The 4,332-nt window shown below is 62.9% G+C and carries 4 protein-coding genes; 2 read left to right on the top strand and 2 right to left on the bottom strand.

The genetic code is table 11. The features are described 5' to 3' along the window. Both V7116_RS25570 and V7116_RS25565 read right to left on the bottom strand, forming a co-directional pair. Positions 1-308: cold-shock protein (locus tag V7116_RS25570; protein WP_349258569.1), on the bottom strand; the 308-nt coding region annotated here is incomplete at its 3' end. Between the two features lie 213 nt (positions 309-521). Further along, complete coding sequence (locus V7116_RS25565) at positions 522-2,141, bottom strand: ribonuclease J (protein WP_324394835.1); 1,620 nt, start codon at positions 2,139-2,141, stop codon at positions 522-524. A 378-nt stretch (positions 2,142-2,519) separates the two neighbouring features. Between V7116_RS25565 and V7116_RS25560 the strand changes: the two genes are divergently transcribed. Next, positions 2,520-3,944 carry an SH3 domain-containing protein gene (locus V7116_RS25560; RefSeq protein WP_324394834.1) on the top strand — a complete coding sequence of 475 codons (1,425 nt, stop codon included), beginning with the start codon at positions 2,520-2,522 and terminating at the stop codon, positions 3,942-3,944. Continuing rightward, entirely contained in the window at positions 3,932-4,240 is a 309-nt protein-coding gene (locus tag V7116_RS25555) for a hypothetical protein (RefSeq protein WP_324394833.1), read from the top strand. Before V7116_RS25560 ends, V7116_RS25555 begins: the two co-directional genes overlap by 13 nt. The last annotated feature ends 92 nt before the right edge of the window (positions 4,241-4,332 follow it).

Here is a 4,332-nt window from a genome sequence, read left to right as displayed (position 1 = left end):
GCTGCCTCACGGCGTCCCGGCGTCCGGCTCGTATCCCGGCTTTGCTGCGGGACGTTGCCCCAGGTCGTGCGGCCCTGTGCAGTCTCGTCGCTGGTGACGTCCGTCGCCGAGAGGCCGCGCTTGCGGCGCTCGACGGAAAACACGATGCGGGACCCCGTATCAATCTCGGACTTGAGTGTGGTGTTCAGGGCCGAGCGGTGCACGAAGATATCGTCGCCGCCGCCGTCCGGCGCTACGAAGCCGAAGCCCTGTTTGCGGTTGTACCACTTGACCGTTCCGGTCAAGCGCTGTTCTGGCTGTGATGACATAACCCCCTGCCTGAGTATGAGGCCAGCCCCCAAACCACGGAACTGGCCCGCCACGATCTTGTATGCGGCTGAAAGTCGGAATTGGTGTGCAGGCTCACGGGGTTTTCATGCGCCGGGAAAGGGGGGAGCCTGCAAGGGCAAAGCCGCATTGCCCACCTTTCCCTGATTGTGCTGGCGCGTCGTGATAACGTCGCGGGATGCTGTGTCGCGCCGTTAAACCTGAATGAACTGCGGAAGGATCACCGGGCGCGAGAGCGTCTCACGGTAGAAGAAGTCTTCCAGCGCGCGCTTGACGCTGGCCGCCCCGCGCTTGTACTGGCGCTTGATTTCTTCCCGGCTGGCCGCGAGCAGTTCTTCCGCGTCGTTCATGTAGACGAAGCCGCGGCTGACGATCTGCGGTTCCCCGACCAGTCGCTTTTTCGAGTCGATCGGGATCAGCGCCACGATGAAGCCGTCCTGCGACAGCCGCTGGCGGTCGCGCATGACGATCTCACCGATTTCACCGATCAGCCGCCCGTCCACGAATACGTCATCCACCGGGATCGCCTCGTCGGCGTTGGCGGTCTGGCCGTCCGTGACCCACTGCGAGCCGTTCTTGAGGATGAACACGTTCTCGCCGGGAATTCCGGCGGCTTCGGCCAGTTGGCGGTGCAGGTGCAGATGACGCGCCTCGCCGTGCGCCGGAATGAAGAACTTCGGCTTGACCGTTTCCAGCATGGTCCGCAGTTCGTCACGGCTGCCGTGGCCGGAGACGTGTACCGTTTCCATCGCGCCGTAGATGACGTTCGCGCCGTGTTCGAACAGCTTGTTCAACATCTGGCCGACGCTTTCCTCGTTGCCGGGGATCGTCCCGCCGGAGATGATGATCAGGTCGCCCTGGCCCACCTTCACATGCGGGTGCTGGTCGTTCGCCATCTGGTTCAGCGCCGAGCGCGGTTCGCCCTGCGATCCGGTCGAGAGAATCAGCATCTTGCCCTTCGGCACGCGTGCGTTCACGTCGACCAGCAGGCCCGCCGGAACGTCCAGGTAGCCCAGTTCGCTGGCGAGCTTCACGTTTTCGATCAGGCTGCGCCCGGTTAATGCCACTTTGCGCCCGTGCTTGTGCGCCAGATACAAAACTTCCTGAAGGCGCGCCAGCAGCGACGAGAACGTAGCGATGATCACGCGCTGGCCCTGCGCTTCCGAAAGCAGGCGGTCCAGCGTTTCCCCGACCACGCGCTCGGTCCGCGTGCGGCCCGGCTTGTCGGCGTTGGTGCTGTCCCCGACCATCGCCAGCACGCCGTCTTTCGTCAGCGTCTTGAGCGTTTCCAGGTCGGTGGTGCGCCCACCTGCGGGCGTCTCGTCCAGCTTGTAGTCGCCGGTATGCACGATCGTCCCGGCGGGCGTCTTGATCACGAACCCGACCGAATCGGGGATCGAGTGCGCCACGGCGAACGGCGTCACCTGGAACGGTCCGAAGTGCAGCGTCTTGTTTTTGTCGATCACCTGCATCGTGGCGTTGTCCAACACGCCCTTTTCGGTGAGCTGGCGCTCGACCAGTCCCAGCGTGAGCGGCGTGCCGTAGAGCGTCGCCTTCATCTCGCGCAGGAGGTACGGCAGCGCCGCGATGTGATCCATGTGTCCGTGCGTCAGCAGGACGCCGCGCAGGCGGTCCTGGTTCTGTACGACGTAGTTATAGTCCGGCAGGACGAGGTCGATGCCGTACATGGTGCTGTCGGGGAACATGACCCCACAGTCCACCACGATCATATTGCGGCCATATTCGTACACGGTCATGTTTTTGCCGATTTCCCCGAGGCCGCCCAGGGGAATTATCCGTAGTTTTTGTGCCATTTCTTTCCTGTTGTTTCTTGTTGCTTCTATCGATTACATCGATTTCTTCGAACGGATCTTTTTTCAAACGTCAAAACGTGAAGCTGCCGGTGCAGCATACGAGCTGCCGGGCTTCGGCCTTACCTTACCAACCACGATAACGGGAGATATTGTGATTAGGAGGGGGAATTGCCGCCTGAAGATTACCTGTTGAAGTATAAGTTACTGGGTGTCACTTGTCAACTCAAATACTTTAGATTTTTGTAAAACTTTCTTTAGACTTTGCTGGCTCTTTTATTCTGCGGGCATGGACCAATATACTTATGTTTATTATTGTAATATAATTCCTTTCAATAAAATGAATATCCGTGTGGCGCTGCGCGCAGAGCGAGGAACCCAATGGTGCATACAATGCTGCGGACGCTGAAAGCTCTGTTCTGGCTGGCGATCGTTCTGCTCGCTGGCGTACTGCTGCCGGGCGCGGAGGGCGTCCGCGCGCAGGGCGGCGAGCCGGTGCCGATTGCGGTGGGCGAGAACCAGATTGGGCAGGTGACGGTCGAACAGCCGCTTATCAGTTATTCCCTTGCCATCGAAGCCGCCCAGTCCGTCGATCTTCAGGTGCTCGCCGTGACGCAGGGTTTTGCGCCCGCCTTGCGGCTCACGTCCGCGTCCGGCGAGGTGCTCGTGGATCTGCCCAACGAAACGGCCCAGTCGGCGGCGCGCGTCACGGCCCTGGAACTCGACGCGGGCCTCTACCGGATCGACGTGCAGAGCGCCAACGGCCAGCCCGGCCAGTTTGTGATCGGTGTGCTGGCGGGCGCGCCGCCCCTGCCGCCGGTTCCGCTGGTGTTGGGCACGCCGGTCAGCGGGCAGGTGGATGGCGCGGTTCAGCACCGCCGTTATACCTTCGCCGGTTCAGAGACGGGGGTGCTGCTCCTGACCGTCCGCAGCGACTCGATGGTGTCCGGCCCAGTGATCGCGTTGAAAGACGCCGACTCAGGCGATCTGCTGGCGTCCAGCGGCGCGCGTCTCGCGGGCACGCGCTATCGCATCCCGATCGGACCGGTGAATTACAGGGTCGAAGTCTCGCACAGCGGCGCGCCGGATGCCGAAGCCTACACGATTTGCCTGGAAAACGAGGACGGTACGGGAGCGCTCTGCCCGGCGGCACCGGGCGCGATTCCCACCCCGACGCCCACGCCGCTTGCGGTGCCGTCCGCTCCCTCTCCGACCCCGATTCCCCTGCCGCCGCTGCCCTCAACCGGCGCGTGTGTCGTCGCTTCCGCAACAGGCGGCACCGTCAACGTGCGCAGCGGCCCCAGCACCGATTTCACCGTGGTGTACCAGCTTTCGGGCAGCGCTACCGCTGCGGTGATCGGCCTGCTGCCCGACGCCTCCTGGTATCAGGTGACGTTTAACGGCGCGACAGGCTGGATCTCCGCCAGTGTGATCCGCTTCGGCGGGCAGTGCGCGACGGTCCCGGCGGTCACGCTGACGCCCGCGCCCACCTCCGCGACGACCACGACGTCCGAGACACCGACCTGGACCCCGACCGGCACGCTGGCGACGGATACACCCACGCCGACGCCCACCGGCACCTACTACACCGAGACGCCCACGGTAACGCCAACCTGGACCGCGACCTCGACGCCGACGGTGACCGACACCTGGACGCCGACCTGGACGCCCACCCCCGGCGCGATGGCAACCCTGAACTATTCGTTGCCGCCCGTGTATGGCTCATCCGCCCTCACGAGCGGCTTCGTGCCGATCCCTTTACGGTCGGGGCAACGGCAGGCGGCCCGGCAAACGTGTCCTATCTAGGCGGCGGCTGCTCCGGTTTCACGACTTCCGCGCCAACGTTTTCGTTCAATTACACCGCCGGAGCGTTCCCGACCCTGCGCTTCTACTTTATCGGCAGCGGCGATACTACCATGGTGATCAACGCGCCGAGCGGCAGTTTTTACTGTGTGGACGATTCCTTCGGCACGCTGAACCCGACTATCGACTTTAACTCGCCCTCCAGCGGGCGCTACGACATCTGGGTTGGCAGCTATGCGATGGGGACGACCGCCAGCGGCACGCTGTACGCGACGGAGAACACGGGCAACCACCCGTAGCAGCCCAACAAGGTTAAATTGACGGGCAAGATCACGACAGGGATCCTCTGTAGGGGCGTATCGCAATACGCCTCACCAACCCCTGATTTTCG

This window comes from Aggregatilinea sp. (assembly GCF_036822615.1).
Taxonomy (GTDB): Bacteria; Chloroflexota; Anaerolineae; order Aggregatilineales; family Aggregatilineaceae; genus Aggregatilinea.
Note: the sequence above shows the minus strand (reverse complement) of the source record. Positions and strands in the feature narration are given on the sequence as shown.